The sequence below is a fragment of the Prescottella subtropica genome (assembly GCF_005434945.1).
Lineage (GTDB): Bacteria > Actinomycetota > Actinomycetes > Mycobacteriales > Mycobacteriaceae > Prescottella > Prescottella subtropica.
In genome coordinates this window covers 22,104-38,243 of sequence record NZ_SKCH01000014.1, presented here as the reverse complement: position 1 = coordinate 38,243, position 16,140 = coordinate 22,104, and the positions used below count along the sequence as shown (strand labels likewise).

Here is a 16,140-nt window from a genome sequence, read left to right as displayed (position 1 = left end):
GACGTTAGCCTCATGTGTATAGGCGCTCTGATCGGGTACCGAAAAAGAAACGAGGCGAACACCTGCCGTGAGCAGCAGCTCTACTTCCCAGTTCGGACAGAACCAGTGGTTGGTTGACGAAATGTACCAACGGTTCCAGGATGATCCCTCATCCGTGGACGCCAGTTGGCACGAGTTTCTGACGGATTACTCGCCCGATGCGGCGAACGCGGGCAGCAACGGCGACGTCGCCTCGTCCGCGAACGGTGCAGCCACGGCCCCCGCGGCTCCGGCAGCCCCGGCCGTGCCGGCCCCCGCCGCACCGAAGGCCACGACTCCTCCCCCGGCTCCCGCATCGGCGGCCCCCGCGAAGCCTGCTGCTGCTGCTCAGGCTGCCCCGAAGGCCGCAGCCAAGGCCGAGCCGGCGACCACCGACGCCCCCAAGCAGGACTCCAATCAGGTCCTGCGCGGTGCGGCCGCCACCGTGGCCCGCAACATGTCGGCGTCGTTGAGCATCCCGACCGCGACGAGCGTCCGTGCCATTCCGGCGAAGCTGATGTTCGACAACCGCATCGTCGTCAACAACCACCTGGCCCGCACCCGTGGCGGCAAGGTCTCGTTCACCCACATCCTCGGTTACGCGATCGTGCAGGCGGTCAAGGCGTTCCCGAACATGAACCGGCACTTCGCCGAGGTCGACGGCAAGCCGAACGTCGTCACCCCGGCACACACCAACCTGGGTCTGGCGATCGACCTGCCGGGCAAGAACGGCAGCCGTTCCCTCGTCGTCGCCGCCATCAAGGGCTGCGACGAGATGAACTTCGTGCAGTTCTACACCGCGTACGAGGACATCGTCCGCCGTGCCCGTGACGGCAAGCTCACCGCCGAGGACTTCTCGGGTGTCACGGTCTCGCTGACCAACCCCGGCGGCATCGGCACCGTGCACTCGGTGCCGCGTCTCATGCAGGGTCAGGGCGCGATCATCGGCGCCGGCGCGATGGAGTACCCGGCCGAGTTCCAGGGTGCCAGCGACGAGCGCATCGCCGAGATGGGCGTCGGCAAGCTGATGACGCTGACCTCGACGTACGACCACCGGATCATCCAGGGCGCCGAGTCCGGCGACTTCCTGCGCACGATCCACAACCTGCTGATCTCCGACGAGTTCTACGACGAGGTCTTCCACTCGCTGCACATCCCGTACGAGCCGGTCCGCTGGCGCAAGGATGTCCCCGAGGGCGCCGTCGACAAGAGCACCCGTGTGCTCGAGCTCATCGCCGCGTACCGCAACCGCGGTCACCTGATGGCCGACACCGATCCGCTGCAGTTCGTCAAGGACAAGTTCCGCAGCCACCCGGACCTCGACGTCATCACCCACGACCTGACGCTGTGGGACCTGGACCGCGAGTTCAACGTCGGCGGCTTCCACGGCAAGACCCGGATGAAGCTGCGCGACGTCCTGTCGATCCTACGGGACGCGTACTGCCGGCACACCGGTGTCGAGTACACGCACATCCTCGAGCCGGCCCAGCAGGCGTGGCTGCAGGAGCGTGTCGAGGCCAAGCACGTCAAGCCGACCGTCGCCCAGCAGAAGTACATCCTGAGCAAGCTCAACGCCGCCGAGGCGTTCGAGACGTTCCTGCAGACCAAGTACGTCGGCCAGAAGCGGTTCTCGCTCGAGGGCGCCGAGTCCGTCATCCCGATGATGGACGCGATCATCGACCAGGCCGCCGAGCACCAGCTCGACGAGGTCGTCATCGGCATGCCGCACCGTGGTCGGCTCAACGTGCTCGCGAACATCGTGGGCAAGCCGTACTCGAAGATCTTCACCGAGTTCGAGGGCAACATGAACCCGGCGGCCGCGCACGGCTCCGGCGACGTGAAGTACCACCTGGGCGCCGAGGGCACCTACATCCAGATGTTCGGCGAGAACGACATCAAGGTGTCGCTCACCGCGAACCCGTCGCACCTCGAGGCGGTCGACCCGGTCCTCGAGGGCCTGGTCCGCGCCAAGCAGGACCTGCTGGACAAGGGCCAGGACGGTTTCACCGTCATGCCGCTGATGCTGCACGGTGACGCGGCGTTCGCCGGTCAGGGTGTCGTGGCCGAGACCCTGAACCTGGCACTGCTGCGCGGCTACCGCACCGGCGGCACCGTGCACGTGGTCGTCAACAACCAGGTCGGCTTCACCACCGCCCCGGAGCACTCGCGTTCGTCCGAGTACTGCACCGACGTCGCGAAGATGATCGGCGCCCCGATCTTCCACGTGAACGGCGACGACCCCGAGGCGTGTGTCTGGGTGGCGCAGATGGCCGTCGACTTCCGCGAGAAGTTCGGCAAGGACGTCGTCATCGACCTGATCTGCTACCGCCGTCGCGGTCACAACGAGGGCGACGACCCGTCGATGACGCAGCCGGCGATGTACGACCTGATCGACACCAAGCGCAGCGTCCGCAAGAGCTACACCGAGAACCTGATCGGCCGCGGCGACATCTCCCTCAAGGAGGCCGAGGACGCCCTGCGCGACTACCAGGGCCAGCTCGAGCGGGTGTTCAACGAGGTCCGTGAGCTCGAGAAGTTCACGCCGGAACCGTCGGAGTCGGTCGAGCTCGACCAGACCCCGCCGGCCCGTCTGACCACCGCGGTGGACGCCGCGACGCTCGCCCGCATCGGCGACGCGTTCGTGAACGTCCCCGAGGGGTTCACGGTGCATCCGCGCGTCAAGCCGGTCATCGAGAAGCGTCACGAGATGTCCCGCACCGGCAAGGTCGACTGGGCGTTCGCCGAGCTACTCGCGTTCGGTTCGCTCGCCGAGCAGGGTGCGCTGGTGCGTCTGGCCGGCCAGGACTCTCGTCGTGGCACGTTCACGCAGCGGCACTCGGTCCTCATCGACCGCAAGAACGGCGACGAGTACAACCCGATCGCGGACCTCGCGACGAACGCCGACAACGGCGGCAAGTTCATGGTCTACGACTCGGCGCTCACCGAGTTCGCGGGCCTGGGCTTCGAGTACGGCTACTCGGTCGGCAACCCCGACGCCCTGGTGCTGTGGGAGGCGCAGTTCGGCGACTTCGTCAACGGCGCGCAGACCATCATCGACGAGTTCATCAGCTCCGGTGAGGCCAAGTGGGGCCAGCTGTCCGACGTCGTGCTGCTCCTGCCGCACGGCCACGAGGGCCAGGGCCCGGACCACACGTCCGGCCGTATCGAGCGCTTCCTGCAGCTGTGCGCCGAGGGATCGATGACGGTGTCGATGCCGTCGACGCCCGCGTCGTACTTCCACCTGCTGCGTCGTCACCACCTGGACGGCATCCGCCGCCCGCTCGTGGTGTTCACGCCGAAGTCGATGCTGCGCAACAAGGCCGCGGTCTCCGAGCTCGAGGACTTCACCACCGGCAAGTTCCGTTCGGTGTTCGAGGAGCCCACGTACGAGGCCGGCGAGGACCGCAGCAAGGTCAAGCGCGTGCTGATGACGTCGGGCAAGATCTACTGGGAACTGCTCGCGAAGAAGCAGAAGGAGAACCGCGACGACGTCGCGATCGTCCGGGTCGAGCAGCTGTACCCGATCCCGCGCCGCCGCATCGCGGAGACGCTGGACCGCTACCCGAACGTCACCGAGTTCTTCTGGGTCCAGGAGGAGCCGGCGAACCAGGGTGCATGGCCGTTCCTCGGCCTGGCCCTGCCGGAGTTGCTGCCCGAGAAGCTCGCGGGCATCAAGCGCGTGTCGCGTCGTGCCATGTCGGCCCCGTCGTCGGGTTCGAGCAAGGTCCACGCCGTCGAACAGCAGGAGATCATCGACACGGCGTTCACGCCGACGAAGTGACGCTGTAGCAGTACCTGTCCGGAAGGCCCGTCCACTCACCCGAGTGGACGGGCCTTCCGGCGTTCCGGTGCAGGCTCGCTCCCCCGCGTTTTGCGCACTTGTCGCGCTGATTCGCCCACGCAGCCTCGCGACAAGTGCGCGAAACACGGGTTCGGGTAACAGGATTCGCGACAAGTGCGCGAAACGCGAGTCAGGGGGTGCCGAGGAGCACCGCGGCCATCTCGGAGCTGAGGGCGACGGCGGGCAGGGCGGTGACGTGCAGTTCGATGAGTTCGTCGCGGGTGATCTGCGGATCCTGCAGCCACGTGATGGTGGCTTCTTCGACGAACGCGATCCACCCGCGTACGGACAGCACGATGCGGGCGGTGGGGTCGATGCCGAGGGTGGGGAGTTGGTCGACGACGCGTCGGGCCATCTCGGTGCGGGTCGCCTCGAACACCTCGCGCATGGCGGGGTCGCCGCTGGCGGTGCCGCGCAGCAGGGACACGTAGGTGTCGCGGTTCTCGGAGACGTAGTCGACGTACGACGCCATGACGTCGCGCAGGATCTCGATCGGTTCGAGGTCGAGGTTCGGTGCGGTGCGGGCGAGCATGTCGGTGCTGGTGTGCCGGACGATCGCGACATGGAAGTCGTGTTTGGACCCGAAGTAGTGGAACAGCAGCCCGCGGGAGACGCCGGCCTGGTCGGCGATGTCCTCGACGGAGATCTGTTCGAGGGGCCGCTCGGCGAGCATCCGTACGCCCAGGTCGATGAGTTGCGCCCGCCTCTCGTCCGGGCTGAGACGGGTGCGTTTGACGGGGTCCATGCGACACACCTTACTGAACGGGAGTCAACAACTGTTGACGGCCGGTCAACAGCGCCCTACGCTCCCATACATGAGTCTTCCAGTCACAGATACCTCCGCCCGGGCCGCGGACGCGCGCCAGGTCGACACACTGATCATCGGCAGCGGCTTCGCAGGCCTCGGCGCTGCTATCAAGCTGGCCCAGGAGGGCAAGAGTAACTTCGTGGTACTCGAGCGCGGCTCCGAGGTCGGCGGCACGTGGCGCGACAACACGTATCCGGGTGCCGCGTGCGATGTGCCGTCGCACCTGTACTCGTACTCGTTCGCGCTCAACCCGGAGTGGACGCGGTCGTTCTCGCCGCAACCCGAGATCCAGAACTACATCTCGTCGGTGGCCCGCCGGTACCACGTCCTCGACAAGCACATCTTCGGCTGCGAGGTGCAGTCCGCGCACTGGAACGCCGCCGCCGCCCGCTGGGAGGTGCAGACCTCGAAGGGGAGCTTCGTCGCGAAGGTCGTCGTCGCGGCGGTCGGCGCGCTGTGCGAGCCGTCGCTGCCGGACATCGCCGGTATCGAGGGGTTCGAGGGCGAGATCTTCCATTCGGCGCAGTGGAACCACGACGCCGATCTGGACGGCAAGCGGATCGCGGTGATCGGCACGGGCGCGTCGGCCATCCAGATCGTCCCGCAGCTCGCACAGAAGGCCGCGCAGTTGGACGTGTACCAGCGCACCGCACCGTGGATCCTGCCGCGCGCCGACCGCGAGTACACCCGGGCCGAGCATCTGGCGTTCAAGTACCTGCCCGGTTTCCAGAAGCTGTGCCGCACCGGCATCTACTGGATGCGCGAGACGCAGGTCGTCGGTCTCGCGAAGGCCCCGGTGTTCATGAAGCCGCTGCAGTTCGTCGCCGAGCGGCATCTGCGCCGGCAGATCAAGGACAAGGCGCTGCGCCGCAAGGTGACCCCGAACTTCCGGATCGGCTGCAAGCGCATGCTGATCTCCAACAACTACTATCCGGCGCTCGCGCAGCCGAACGTCGACGTCGTCACCGACGGTATCGCCGAGGTCCGCTCGCATTCGATCGTCGACCGCACCGGCGCCGAACGGGAGGTGGACGCGATCGTGGTGGCCACCGGTTTCCACGTCACCGACTCCCCCACGTTCGCCGGCATCTTCGGCAAGGACGGCCGTTCGCTCGCGGACACGTTCGACGAGACCGGCATGCAGGGGTACAAGGGGTCGACGGTCGCGAACTTCCCCAACATGTTCTTCCTGGTCGGCCCCAACACCGGTCTGGGACACACGTCGATGGTGTTCATGATCGAGTCGCAGGTGAACTACGTGGTGGACGCGATCAAGCTGATCGACCGCTACGACATCGCCACGATCGAGGTCCGCAAGGACGTGCAGGACGCGTACAACCGCGGGCTGCAGGCCAAGATCTCCAAGAGTGTGTGGAACAACGGCGGCTGCGCCAGTTGGTATCTCGACAAGCACGGCAACAACACGACGCTGTGGCCGGGCTTCACGTTCGAGTTCCGTTCCCTCACCAAGCAATTCGACCTCGGCGCGTACCGCAGTGTGGCCGCGGGCGATCTGCCGGCCCCGGCGGTCGCCGCGCGGGACGCCGCACCGGATCTCGACACCGAACTTTCCGATCTCGACGACGACAAGGTGGTTGCACAGTGAGCGAGTTCGCAGGCAAGGTATGCGTCGTCACCGGCGCAGGATCGGGTATCGGCCGGGCGCTGGCCCTGAACCTGGCGCACAAGGGCGCGAAACTCGCTCTGTCCGACATGGATTCGACCGGCCTGGCGGAGACGGTCCGGCTGGTCGAGGCGACCGGCGCGGAGGTGAAGTCCGATCATCTCGACGTGACGCAGCGGGAGGCCGTCCTGTCCTACGCGGACGCGGTGGTCGCGCACTTCGGGACGGTGAACCAGGTGTACAACAACGCCGGTATCGCCTTCCACGGCGAGGTGGAGCGCTCGGAGTTCAAGGACATCGAGCGCATCATGGATGTCGACTTCTGGGGTGTCGTCAACGGTACGAAGGCGTTCCTGCCGCATCTGATCGCGTCCGGTGACGGGCATGTGGTGAACGTGTCGAGCCTGTTCGGCCTGTTGTCGATTCCGGGTCAGAGTGCCTACAACGCAGCGAAGTTCGCGGTCCGCGGGTTCACCGAGTCGCTGCGTCAGGAGATGCTGATCGCGAAGCATCCGGTGCAGGTGACGTGTGTGCACCCCGGTGGTATCAAGACCGCGATCGCCCGCAACGCGACGATGCCGGACGGCGACGACCAGGTGACGTTCGCGCAGTTCTTCGACAAGCATCTCGCGCGCACCACCCCGGAGGATGCGGCGAAGACCATCGTGAACGGGGTCCGGAAGAACAAGCCGCGGGTGCTGATCGGCGCGGACGCGAAATTCCTCGACGCGTGGGTGCGGATCGTCGGCCCCAGCTACCAGCGGGTGGTCGCGTTCGTCACCGCGAAGGTGCTGCCCACCGGGCGCTGAGGGAATGGCTCGGCGGTCAGAGGTGGTCGCCGAGCCACTCCCCCGCGGCGTCGGCGGACGAGGCCTCGCCGGCGTCGATCCGCGCCACCATCGTGTCGAGGTCGGCGGCGGTGAGCTGCAGGACCACACTGAGGCCCTTGATGTCGTCGGCGCCCAGTCCGCCGCTGCGGAACAGCGGTAGTACGTCGGCGTCGGCGACCTCTGCCACCGCGAGGTCGGCGGGCAACGCCCGCGACAGGGCCGCGAAGACCGGGTCGGTGCCGTCGGCGGCGTCGGCATCGACACCGGCGTCGGTATCGGCGACGCGCGCATCCGGCTCGAACCAGTGCAGCAGCGGTTCGGTGCGTTCGGGTACCAGGGTGACCCGGTCCGCGTCGAGTGCGGCGATGCGGTCGGCCCGGTCCCCGAGCCCGAGGACGAGTTCGACGGCGCGCCCGGAGGAGTCGAGCGCACCGGCGTAGAGGCGGGCGATCAGTTCGTTCTCGGTGGTGGCGGAGGCGCCGATCCGGACGGGGTCGGGGGTGGCGGGCCCGGCGACGGCACTGGTGGTGTCGACGCTGCAGCCGGTGAGGACGGCGACGGCCAGTGGTAGCACCGCCCAGCGGGCCGCCCGGGTGTTGTGTGTCGCTTCCACCGTCTCGTCTCCGATCTCGTGTGCGTCGTGCCGCGTCCATCGTCGCAGGCCTCGAACGCCGAGCGCCCCGGCCGTCCAGGTGGACGGCCGGGGCGCTCGGATACGGTGCGCGGGAACGCTATGCCACGCCCTCGTCCTTGGCGGCCTGCGCGACGGCCGCGGCGACGGCGGGGGCCACGCGCGGGTCGAGCGGGCTGGGGACGATCTTGTCGACGGCGAGTTCGTCGCCGAGGACCGACAGGATCGCGTCGGCGGCGGCGAGCTTCATGCCCTCGGTGATGCGGCGGGCACCGGCGTCGAGGGCGCCCTTGAAGACGCCGGGGAACGCGAGCACGTTGTTGATCTGGTTCGGGAAGTCGCTGCGCCCGGTGGCGACGATCGCCGCATACTTGCTCGCGATGTCGGGGTGGACCTCGGGGTCCGGGTTGGACATCGCGAAGATGATGGCGTCGGCGGCCATCGTCGCGATGATCTCCTCCGGCACGGTGCCGGCGGAGACACCGAGGAACACGTCGGCGCCGTCGAGGGCCTCGATGATGCCGCCGGTGCGGCCGGCCGGATTGGTGCGGGCCGCGAGGTCGACCTTGATCTCGTTCAGGTCGCCGCGGTCGGCGGAGACGATGCCCTTCGAGTCGAGGACGGTGATGTCCGTGACGCCGGCGGCGAGCAGGATGTTGGTGCAGGCGACGCCGGCGGCGCCGGCACCGGAGACCACCACGCGCAGTGCGGCGATGTCACGGCCCTGCACCTTGGCGGCGCCGCGCAGCGCGGCGAGCGCGACGATCGCGGTGCCGTGCTGGTCGTCGTGCATGACGGGGCAGTCGAGGGCCTCGATGACGCGGCGTTCGATCTCGAAGCAGCGCGGCGCCGAGATGTCCTCGAGGTTCACTGCACCGAAGCTCGGACGCAGCCGGACGAGGGTTTCGACGATCTCGTCGGGGTCCTTGGTGTCGAGCACCAGCGGGATGGAGTTGAGGCCGGCGAAGTTCTTGAACAGCGCCGACTTGCCCTCCATGACCGGCAGCGACGCGCGGGCGCCGATGTCGCCGAGGCCGAGGACGGCCGAGCCGTCACTGACCACGACGACCAGGCGGCTGGTCCACGTGTAGCGGTCGACGAGGGTTTCGTCGGCGTGGATCGCGCGGCTGACCTGCGCGACGCCGGGCGTGTACGCGATCGAGAGCGCACGCTGGGAACCGAGGGGCGCGGTGGTCTCGACCGAGAGCTTGCCACCGATGTGGCCCGCAAAAATATCCTCGTCGGTAATTTCGACCTTTGGCGTTACGGAAGCTTCAGACACAGGGGACACGATGACACTCCTCTTGAGACCGGACTCACTCGGGTCCTGGTTACTGAGAAGTAACCGGATCGGCGTGGATAAATCCGACACGGCACTTCGAGCACAGGATTGATCGTTTGCTACTACCGGGGCGCGCGGTCGGCCGCACCACTGCCGGAGCGTGATGGCGCCGGGCGGGGGTTGGGCCCTGGCACAAGTTCTGCCACCTTGAAACCTCTTGCGACGGCCGGTCGGCTCGCGCGCGAGAGTGCACTGATTCTGCACCATCGGCGGGCAGTGATCAAATCCGTCGGATCGGTCAGCGCCTCACCGAAACCGGCCCCCACCTGTGAGGATGTGCCGGCAGTCACGTCCACCATTGGGTCCACAGCAACAGTCCGGTAACCGCGAGGACCGCGGTCGAGGACGCTGCTGCCGCGACCCCGCGGCGACGGTCGGCGAGCACCTGCAACACGATCACGACGACGCTCGCGGCGACGTGCGCGGCGAGCGATTCGCGTCCCGGACCGGGGAAGTCGCGGTTCGACGCGAGGTACGCGACTCCCGCGACGACGGCGGTGAGGACGACGACGCCACCGGCGATCACCCCCGACAGCACGCGCAACATCCGCACGGCCCACGCGTCCGTGCGGCGTACACCGGTGCCGTATCCGCGGTAGCTCACAGCACGGGCACCCCGGACGTGCGGGCGACGAGCGCGTCGAACGATTCGGGGTCGGTGGTGTGCCGGCCGAGCTCGATTGTCTTGTTCGTCCCGTGGTAGTCGGACGATCCGGTGGCGACCAGGCCCAGTTCCCGTGTGAGAGAACGCAGGAGCGCCGCATCGTCGGCGTGGTGGTCGGGGTGGTCGACCTCGAGTCCCCCGAGTCCGCGGTCGGCGAGTTCCCGGATGTGGTCGAGGTCGAGCAGCCGTCCCCGGCTGCGGGCCCGTGCGTGCGCGATCACCGTGACCCCGCCGGCGGCCGCGACCATGTCGACGGCATGTTCGAGCGGGGTGTCGGCCTTCTCGACGTAGTAGGGGCTGCGGGTCGACAGCAGGTCCGTGAACGCGGCACCGATGCTGTCGACGATCCCGGCCCGGACCAGCGCCCGGGCCAGGTGCGGACGTCCGACCGAGGGGCCGGCGTCGGCCATCACGGTGTCGGCGTCGATCGGCAGGCCCGCGGCCTCCATCTTCCCGGCCATCGCCCGCAACCGGGCCACCCGTTCACCGCGCAGCCGTTCGCGTTCGACGGCGAAATCCCGTGCGCTCGGGTCGAACAGGTACGCGAGCAGGTGCACGGCCACCGGCCGGCCGTCCTCGCCGCGCCCCTCGCACGACATCTCCATGCCCCGGACCAGACGCATCCGCGGCGGCAGGGCCGCGGCCGCGTCCGCCCAGCCGGCGGTGGTGTCGTGGTCGGTGATCGCGAGAACGTCGATCCCGGCCTCGGCCGCCGCGGCCACGAGTTCGGCCGGGGTGTCCGTGCCGTCGGATGCGGTCGAATGGGTGTGGAGATCGATGCGCACGACAGCCAGTGTGTCAGGTCGGCCGTTACAGGGTGGCGGCGCCGCGAGCCGGATCGCGGATGTCGATGCCCGCCTCGGTCCACGCGTCCCGCAGTGCGGCGGCGCCCCGCACCCGCACCCACGCGGCCTCGGTACCGGTCAGCGGCGCCACCTCGAGGAAACGCACCGGATCCATCGGATCCGGCAACGTCAGGTCCGGGATGTCGCTCTCGCCGAGCAGCACTGCCGTGAACGGTGCCCCCGTCCACAGCGGCTCCCCCAGGTCGATCAGCGAGTCCGGGCGCAGCACGATGCCCTCGACCGCCGGCGACGCCGCCAGCACCGCGAGGGTGCGGTGCACACTGGACGCCACCCCGGCGCCCCCGGACAGGGTGAGCACCAGTTCGGCGCGCGGGCCGCGGGTCGGGTCGGCGACCATCTCGCTCGGGTCCCCCATCGGGTGCCGTGCGCAACCGAGGGTGGCGTAGCGGACGGGCGAGTCACCGTCACCGGGATAGCGCAGGACGTCGATCGGTTCGAGTCCCAGGAACGTCACCGACGCGGCGGTCGGGTCGGCGCCGGGCAGGTGCCGGTCGAGGTGGGCGCGTACAGCGGCGGCAACGTCGGTCACCCGTCCATCCAACACCAGGGGGTACCCGGCCCCGGACCGGGTGGATCCTCCCACCCACAGGGACACCGTTTGGCGGCCCCGCGGCCGTCGCGGTAGCCAGGGTTCACCGAATCTCTGGAGTTCCCTTGTCTCTGCACCCGACGCCGCCCGTGACCGCGACACCACCGAAGCCGCTGCTGACCGCCACCCTGTGCTTCGTCATCCTCGTGGTGTCGACGCAGCAGACCGTCGTCCTGCCGTTGGCGTCGATCATCGGACACCAACTGGACGCCGACGCGACCGCGGTCGGCTGGACGCTGACCGCCGGGTTCCTCTCGGCGGCCGTGATGACGCCGGTGGCCGGGCGGATGGCGGATCTGCGCCGTAAACGCACCGTGCTGCTGGCGGTCCTGTCGATCGTGCTCGCCGGATCGCTGCTCGCGGCGCTCACCGAATCGTTGCCGCTGCTGATCGCCGCCCGGACCCTGCAGGGGGTGTCGTTCGCCGCGTTCCCGGTGTGTCTGGCGATCCTGCGGGCGGAACTGCCGGCGCAGCGGTTGACGTCGGCGATGGGGTTGCTGTCGGGCACCCTCGGGTTCGGCGGTGCCGTCGGCATGGTCCTGATCGGGCTCGTGGTGCCCCCGGACGGCGACTACCGGCGGGCATTCTGGCTCGCGACGGCCCTGACCGTGATCGCGATCGCCGGGGTGGCGGTGGTCGTGCCCGCCCGCGTGAATCAGGTTCGGGGACGGGTCGACTGGGCGGGTGCCGCACTCCTGGGTGTCGGTCTGGTCCTGGTGTTGCTGCCCCTGTCGGAGGGCGGCGGCTGGGGCTGGACCTCGCCCACCACGATCGGGTGCGCGCTCGCCGGGATCGTCGTGCTGGCCGGATGGTTCGTGTTCGAGCGGCGCAGCGACCAGCCGCTGGTGCCGACGTCGATGCTCACGCACCGGCCGGTCGTCTGCACGCACGTCGCCGGAGTGTTCGTCGGGGCCGGGATGTTCGTCAACATCACCGCACTCACGTATTTCGTGCAGACGGACCGTGCCGTGTCCGGGTACGGCTTCGACGCCACCCCCATGCATGCCGGGCTGGTCTACATCCTGCCGGGCGCGTCGGTCGGCGTCGTGGTGTCGATGTGCAGCGGAGTCCTCATCCACCGGTTCGGTGCCCGCACCGTCATGACCGGCGCCGGTGTCCTCGGGGTCGCCGGCTTCTGCGCGCTGATCCTCGCGCACGACGCGACGTGGCAGGTGGTCGCCGCGTCGATGGTGACGTCCGCGTTCACGAGCCTCGGCTACGCCGTGATGCCGGCCCTCCTGGTCGCCGAGGTCCGGCCGGAGCTGACCGGGGTCGCGAACAGCGTCAACTCGATCGCCCGGACCGTCGGCAGTTCGGTGGCCAGCGCACTGCTGGCCACGATGCTCGCGGCGGCGGTCACGTCACCCGACGGAGGCGGTCCGGTTCCGGCCGCGGTGTGGGTGTACGTCGCCGCGTTCGGGTTCGGTGCGGTGTGCGCGGTGGCGGCGACGCTGTGCGTGTTCGTGGGCACCGCGCGCCGGCACGGCCCCGAGATCGACGGCCGTCCTCAGAGCGCGAGCCGGGCGAGCATGTCCCGCGCGGACTCGGCCGTCTTGGGATCGCACAGCACGTCGTAGCGTCCGGCGACGAGCTGCATCGTCGACGAGAAGTCGCGGGTGCCGCGGGTCGTCGCGTACGGGATGGTCGTGGAGATCAGCCCGAACACGATGCCGCCGACGATGCCGACGGCCAACGGGCCGAGCACGTTGCCGGTGAAGACGCCCAGCAGCAGGCCGAAGAACACGCCGAGCCACGCACCCGAGACGATGCCGCCGCCGATGACCTTGGGCCATGTCAACCGGCCCAGGACCCGCTCGACCTGCATGAGGTCGACGCCGACGATGGTGACGTCCTCCACCGGGAACTGCTGGTCGGACAGGTAGTCCACGGCCCGCTGCGCCTCGGCATACGTCGGGTACGAGCCGATCGGCCAGCCCGTGGGCGGCGTCGGCAGCCCCCGGCCGCGGTTGGGCTGTGAGAGTGGATTGGTCATCGTCTTCGTCTCCTGCTCGGCGGCGCACACTATGTCCGGTTTTACCGATACCCGGTACTCGTTTCAATTGTGCCCGCCGCGCCACGGCGGCGCCTACCCGTTGTCGGGCGGGGTGAAACTCGATGTCCGGGTCATGCCGGCGGCGCGACCCTTCGCCGAGATCACGAGCGCCATCTTGCGACTCGCCTCGTCGATCATCTCGTCACCGAGCATCACCGCGCCGCGCGCGCCACCGGCCGCGGACGTGTGGAACGCGTACGCGTCGAGGATCAGCTCGGCCTGGTCGAAATCCTCCTGGCGCGGGCTGAACACCTCGTTGGCGGCGTCGATCTGGGTGGGATGGAGCACCCACTTGCCGTCGAAACCGAGGGCCGCGGTGCGCTGCGCCGACCGCCGGAACGCCTCGACGTCCCGGATCTGCAGGTACGGGCCGTCGATCGCCTGCAGGTCGTGGGTGCGGGCCGCCAACAGGATCGTCATGAGGATGTGGTGGTAGGCGTCGCCACGGTCGTAGCCCTCGGGTTGCTCGCCCACGACGAGGGTGCGCATGGCGATGCTGGCCATGAAGTCGGCCGGACCGAACACCAGCGTCTGCACCCGCGGGCTCGCCGACGCGATCGCGTCGATGTTCCGCAGTCCCACCGCGTTCTCGATCTGCGGTTCGATCCCGATCCGGCCCACCTCGAGGCCGTTGGCCTTCTCGATCTGCGTGAGCAGCAGGTCCAGCGCCTGGACGTGACTCGCATCGGGCACCTTGGGCAGCAGGATCGCGTCCAGGTTCGCACCGGACCCCGCGACGACCGTGGCGACGTCGGCGTGCGTCCATTCGGTGGTCCAGTCGTTGACGCGCACGACCTTGAGCTGCTCACCCCAGCCGTCCTCGTTCAACGCGTCCACGATCCGCCCGCGCGCCTCGGCCTTCGCGATCGGCGCGACCGCATCCTCGAGATCGAGGAAGAGTGCGTCGGCGGGAAGCCCTTTCGCCTTGTCGATCATCTTGCGACTCGAGCCGGGCACCGCCAGGACCGATCGACGAGGCCGGAAGCGAGTGGTCATGATCGGCTGCCCTCCGAATTCAGTGCGGCACGAGGCGAGGAATTAGCCTTCTCATCATGGCAGCTGTGAACAAGGTCTTCGCAGCCAGGCTCGCCGGCCTGGTGGTCCTCGGACCGGACGGCGAATCGATCGGCCGGGTACGGGATGTGGTGCTCACCATCCGGATCGGCCGACAACCCCCGCGCGTTCTCGGCCTGGTCCTCGAAATGTTCACCCGCAAACGAATTTTCGTGCCGATGCTGCGGGTCACCGCGATCGAGCCGGGATCGGTGACCCTCAAGACCGGCAACGTGAGCCTGCGCCGGTTCGACCAGCGTCCCACCGAGATCCTGGCCCTCGCCCAGGTTCTCGATTCGCACGTCCGGATCGACGACCCCGAGGTCACCGGAACGATCGGGGCCGACGTCGTCGTCGTCGACCTCGGCATCGAGCTGACCCGCACCCGCGACTGGGTGGTCTCGCGGGTCGCGGTCCGCGCGCACCGCGGCCGGCTGGGCCGGCGGTCCGCGATCCACGTCGTCGACTGGCCGCACGTCCACGGCCTCACCCCGACCGCGCTCGCGATGCCCGGACAGGGCGTCTCGCAGTTGCTGATGCAGTTCGAGGGCATGCGGCCGGCGGACGTCGCGCACGCGATGCGGGAACTCCCGGAGAAACGCCGCCACGAGGTGGCGCTCGCGCTCGACGACGAACGCCTCGCCGACGTCGTGCAGGAGTTGCCCGCCGACGACCAGACCGACCTGCTGCTGCACCTCGAGGTGGAGCGGGCCGCCGACGTCCTCGAGGCGATGGACCCGGACGATGCCGCCGACGTCCTCGGCGGGCTCCCCGCGACCGACGCGGAATCGCTGCTGCAGCTGATGGATCCGGAGGATTCCGAGCCGGTGCGACGCCTGCTCGAGCACTCCCCCGACACCGCGGGCGGCCTGATGACCCCGGAGCCGGTCGTGCTCACCCCGTCGACGACGGTCGCCGAGGCGCTGGCCCGGGCCCGCAACGCCGACCTGACCCCGGCGCTCGCGAGCATGGTGTTCGTGGTCCGGCCGCCGACGGCGACCCCGACCGGCCGCTACCTCGGCTGCGTGCACCTGCAGCGGTTGCTGCGCGAACCGCCCGCGTCGCTGGTCGGCGGTGTCCTCGACGACGACCTGCCGCGACTCGACCCCGAGGATTCGCTCACCACGGTGACCCGGTTCTTCGCCACCTACAACCTGGTGTGTGCACCCGTCGTCGACGACGAACATCACCTACTCGGCGCCGTCACCGTCGACGACGTCCTCGACCATCTCCTGCCCACCGACTGGCGTGAAGAGGAAGACGACGATGAGTGAACTCGGCGGTCGCCAGCGGCTCGACACTCCCCGCGGCACGCGCGGCCTGCGACTCCACATCGACGTCGAGGCCGTCGGCCGGGTCAGCGAATCCATCGCCCGGTTCCTCGGGACCGGACGCTATCTCGTGATCCAGACGGTGATCGTGATCGTGTGGATCGTCCTGAACATCTCCGCGGTGCGACTGCAGTGGGATCCGTACCCGTTCATCCTCCTCAACCTCGCGTTCTCGACGCAGGCCGCGTACGCGGCACCGCTGATCCTGCTGGCGCAGAACCGGCAGGAGAACCGGGACCGGGTGTCGCTCGAGGAGGATCGGGCCCGCGCCGAGCAGACGAAGGCGGACACCGAGTTCCTGGCCCGCGAGCTCGCCGCGCTGCGTCTGGCGGTCGGTGAGGTCGCGACCCGCGACTATCTGCGCCGCGAACTCGACGACATCCGGCAGTTGCTCGTCGAGCGGGACGACACCACCCGTTCCACAGCACGACGCGTCACCGATATGTAACGTGTGTCACAGCGTTCGAGATGTTCCCGTCGGAGCATCCGG

14 protein-coding genes are annotated in these 16,140 nt (G+C 68.8%); 6 read left to right on the top strand and 8 right to left on the bottom strand.

All coding sequences use genetic code 11. The features are described from left to right. Window positions 1–67: 67 nt before the first annotated feature. Window positions 68–3,799 carry a multifunctional oxoglutarate decarboxylase/oxoglutarate dehydrogenase thiamine pyrophosphate-binding subunit/dihydrolipoyllysine-residue succinyltransferase subunit gene (locus E0497_RS13530; protein WP_137725324.1) on the top strand — a complete coding sequence of 1,244 codons (3,732 nt, stop codon included), beginning with the start codon at window positions 68–70 and terminating at the stop codon, window positions 3,797–3,799. 190 nt (window positions 3,800–3,989) lie between these two features. On the opposite strand, the gene E0497_RS13525 is transcribed toward E0497_RS13530, so the two are convergent. After that, the gene (locus E0497_RS13525) at window positions 3,990–4,604 is read right to left on the bottom strand and encodes a TetR/AcrR family transcriptional regulator (protein WP_137725323.1); all 615 of its coding nucleotides are present in this window, start codon (window positions 4,602–4,604) and stop codon (window positions 3,990–3,992) included. A 70-nt stretch (window positions 4,605–4,674) separates the two neighbouring features. Between E0497_RS13525 and E0497_RS13520 the strand changes: the two genes are divergently transcribed. Together E0497_RS13520 and E0497_RS13515 are read left to right on the top strand one after the other, a co-directional pair. Continuing rightward, window positions 4,675–6,273 carry a flavin-containing monooxygenase gene (locus E0497_RS13520; RefSeq protein WP_137725322.1) on the top strand — a complete coding sequence of 533 codons (1,599 nt, stop codon included), beginning with the start codon at window positions 4,675–4,677 and terminating at the stop codon, window positions 6,271–6,273. Continuing rightward, complete coding sequence (locus E0497_RS13515) at window positions 6,270–7,100, top strand: SDR family NAD(P)-dependent oxidoreductase (RefSeq protein WP_137725321.1); 831 nt, start codon at window positions 6,270–6,272, stop codon at window positions 7,098–7,100. The genes E0497_RS13520 and E0497_RS13515 overlap by 4 nt, the downstream gene beginning before the upstream one ends. Window positions 7,101–7,116: 16 nt before the next feature. Here E0497_RS13515 and E0497_RS13510 read toward each other — a convergent pair whose 3' ends face one another. From E0497_RS13510 to E0497_RS13490, 5 genes are all read right to left on the bottom strand, one after another. After that, a complete protein-coding gene (locus E0497_RS13510) occupies window positions 7,117–7,734 on the bottom strand; it encodes a type 2 periplasmic-binding domain-containing protein (protein ID WP_137725320.1) in 618 nt (205 codons plus the stop codon). Window positions 7,735–7,852: 118 nt separating this feature from the next. Continuing rightward, on the bottom strand, window positions 7,853–9,043 hold the full coding sequence (locus E0497_RS13505; protein WP_137725319.1) for an NAD(P)-dependent malic enzyme: 1,191 nt from the start codon (window positions 9,041–9,043) through the stop codon (window positions 7,853–7,855). Window positions 9,044–9,380: 337 nt separating this feature from the next. Then, a complete protein-coding gene (locus tag E0497_RS13500; RefSeq protein WP_241665869.1) occupies window positions 9,381–9,698 on the bottom strand; it encodes a hypothetical protein in 318 nt (105 codons plus the stop codon). Beyond that, complete coding sequence (locus E0497_RS13495) at window positions 9,695–10,543, bottom strand: PHP domain-containing protein (protein WP_137725318.1); 849 nt, start codon at window positions 10,541–10,543, stop codon at window positions 9,695–9,697. Before E0497_RS13495 ends, E0497_RS13500 begins: the two co-directional genes overlap by 4 nt. A gap of 25 nt (window positions 10,544–10,568) precedes the next feature. Beyond that, window positions 10,569–11,153, bottom strand: a complete 585-nt coding sequence (locus E0497_RS13490) for a suppressor of fused domain protein (RefSeq protein WP_137725317.1) — start codon at window positions 11,151–11,153, stop codon at window positions 10,569–10,571. A 125-nt stretch (window positions 11,154–11,278) separates the two neighbouring features. Here E0497_RS13490 and E0497_RS13485 point away from each other — a divergent pair, with 125 nt between their 5' ends. Next, window positions 11,279–12,790 (top strand): MFS transporter, encoded by a 1,512-nt coding sequence (locus tag E0497_RS13485; protein WP_241665868.1) that lies wholly within the window; start codon window positions 11,279–11,281, stop codon window positions 12,788–12,790. On the opposite strand, the gene E0497_RS13480 is transcribed toward E0497_RS13485, so the two are convergent. Together E0497_RS13480 and E0497_RS13475 are read right to left on the bottom strand one after the other, a co-directional pair. Next, the gene (locus tag E0497_RS13480) at window positions 12,721–13,206 is read right to left on the bottom strand and encodes a general stress protein (protein WP_137725316.1); all 486 of its coding nucleotides are present in this window, start codon (window positions 13,204–13,206) and stop codon (window positions 12,721–12,723) included. The two genes, E0497_RS13485 and E0497_RS13480, sit on opposite strands and share 70 nt — an antisense overlap. Window positions 13,207–13,299: 93 nt before the next feature. Further along, window positions 13,300–14,262 (bottom strand): HpcH/HpaI aldolase/citrate lyase family protein, encoded by a 963-nt coding sequence (locus E0497_RS13475; protein WP_137725315.1) that lies wholly within the window; start codon window positions 14,260–14,262, stop codon window positions 13,300–13,302. A gap of 56 nt (window positions 14,263–14,318) precedes the next feature. Between E0497_RS13475 and E0497_RS13470 the strand changes: the two genes are divergently transcribed. Both E0497_RS13470 and E0497_RS13465 read left to right on the top strand, forming a co-directional pair. Then, window positions 14,319–15,593, top strand: coding sequence for a magnesium transporter MgtE N-terminal domain-containing protein (locus E0497_RS13470; protein ID WP_137725314.1), 1,275 nt, complete (start codon window positions 14,319–14,321; stop codon window positions 15,591–15,593). Beyond that, complete coding sequence (locus tag E0497_RS13465; protein WP_137725313.1) at window positions 15,586–16,098, top strand: DUF1003 domain-containing protein; 513 nt, start codon at window positions 15,586–15,588, stop codon at window positions 16,096–16,098. The genes E0497_RS13470 and E0497_RS13465 overlap by 8 nt, the downstream gene beginning before the upstream one ends. The last annotated feature ends 42 nt before the right edge of the window (window positions 16,099–16,140 follow it).